Genomic DNA, 1,844 nt, shown 5'->3' with positions numbered 1-1,844 from the left:
GGCGAGCAGGGCGCAGACGKCGAAGCCCAGGGCGTTGCCCAGGCCGTGGGTCGCGGCGGTCCAGGTCAGGTCGAGGTGCGGAAGGCCGGTCGCCTCGCCCAGCGCCCAGCTCAGCGCGAGCAGCATGGTGGCGAAGAGGACCAGGGCCGAGACGGCGAGGAGTCCCCGGGTGACGGGGTCGGCCGCCCAGGCGCGGCGCTCGCGCAGGGTCAGGACCGCGACCGCCGTCATGCCGGCCGTCAGGACGACCGCGCCGAGCAGCTCGGCCCAGTCGTCGACGAAGTAGCCGAGCAGGACGAGCAGGGTGCCCGCGGGGACGCTCAGGGCGGCGAAGCGGGCGGTGGGGCCGTCGGAGGCGCGGCAGAGGAGGCCGGCGACGAGGGCGGCGGCGAAGCCCGCGAAGTGGAAGTGCGGGACGGTCAGCGCCAGGATGTCCAGGTTGAAGCCGAAGAGCGGGTACGAGGCCCGCTCCGCGACCAGGGCGAGGCCGGCGACCGAGGGTGCGACCAGGGCGGTGAGGACGGCGACCTCGCCCGGCGCGAGGGAGCGGGTCAGGACCAGCCGGGCCGGGGCCTGGAGCGCGAGGGCCAGGGTGGCGAGGGCGTAGACGGCGGCGAGCGCGGTCGCGGGTCCGGAGCGCGGCAGCCACAGGGCGAGCGCGCCGGGGGCGGCGAGCAGGGGCCAGGCGCGCCGGAGCGCGTCGAGTCCGGGCGGCCGCGGGCCGTCGAGGAGCGCGAGCCCCGTCGGGACCACCCAGAGCATCCCGATCGTGACGACCGTGGCCACCAGCACCGACAGTGCGGTCATGACTCATCCCCCACTTGAACGCGTTCAACTGGACATCACGAGCGTAGAGCGTTTCTTGAACGCGTTCAAGCGTGCTCGTCGACACGGTCGGCGGCGCTCCGCTTGCGGGGCCCCGCGCACTGCGAAAGACATGGAGGACTGGCCGTCACCGGGCACAGCGGCCCGGGGAGAGAAAGCGGGACACGCAGGTGAGCTCACCCCACCGCCGGACGCGGCGAAACCCCACCGCCTCCCGGCCGACCCTCCGCGCCGCCGCGGCCCGGTCCGCGCTCGCCGCGCTCGCCGCCTCCCTCCTCCTCGCGGGGTGCACCTCCGTCTGGGAGGGCTCCCGCGGCGGCGCCCAGCCCGCCGCGGCCGGCGCCCAGCAGGACGTCCTGCTCCAGCCGCTCGCCGGCCAGGGCCCCGACCCCTTCACCGAGTCCTCGGCCCGGATCGCCGGGCGGGCGTCCGCCCCGGCCCGCGGCCCGGAGCCCGAGGGCGAGCGGGTCCGCGAGGTCACCGGCTCGACCCCCGGCCTCTACGGCGGCACGCGCGCGGAGGGCAGCTGCGACGTCGAACGCCAGGTCGCCTTCCTCACCGCCGACCCGGACCGCACCGGCGCCTTCGCCGAGGCCGCCGGGATCCCCGAGAGCAACGTCTCCGACTGGCTGCGCGGGCTCACCCCGGTCACCCTGCGCTCGGACACCCGGGTCACCAACCACGGCTACCGCGACGGCCGGGCCCACGCCTATCAGTCCGTCCTCCAGACCGGCACGGCCGTCCTCGTCGACCAGTACGGCTCCCCGCGCGTCCGCTGCGCCTGCGGCAACCCGCTCCGCACCCCGGCCGCCGCCCGGGAGGGCATCCACCAGGGCGAGCCCTGGGACGACTTCGACCCCGACCGGGTGATCGTCGTCCGGCCGACCACCACCGTCGTCACCAGCCTGGTCATCGTCAACGCCGCCGACCGCAGCTGGATCGAGCGGGCCACCGGCAGCGACGGGGCCCAGGACCGCAAGCCCGCCGTCGAACCGGACTGCGACCCCGACGCGTGCGCC

Annotated in this window: 2 protein-coding genes; one reads left to right on the top strand and one right to left on the bottom strand. The window is 76.4% G+C overall.

Annotated elements, in window-relative coordinates:
• Positions 1-798, bottom strand: a 798-nt coding sequence (locus EAO70_RS35845) for a YndJ family protein (RefSeq protein WP_148006972.1), incomplete at its 3' end; no start/stop codon positions are given.
• A gap of 197 nt (positions 799-995) precedes the next feature.
• Between EAO70_RS35845 and EAO70_RS35835 the strand changes: the two genes are divergently transcribed.
• On the top strand, positions 996-1,844 hold an 849-nt coding region (locus tag EAO70_RS35835; RefSeq protein ID WP_261993224.1), incomplete at its 3' end, for a DUF6777 domain-containing protein.

It is taken from the genome of Streptomyces sp. adm13(2018) (assembly GCF_008042145.1).
In the GTDB taxonomy this organism is placed as follows: Bacteria; Actinomycetota; Actinomycetes; order Streptomycetales; family Streptomycetaceae; genus Streptomyces.
This window is presented reverse-complemented; position numbering and strand designations above follow the sequence as displayed.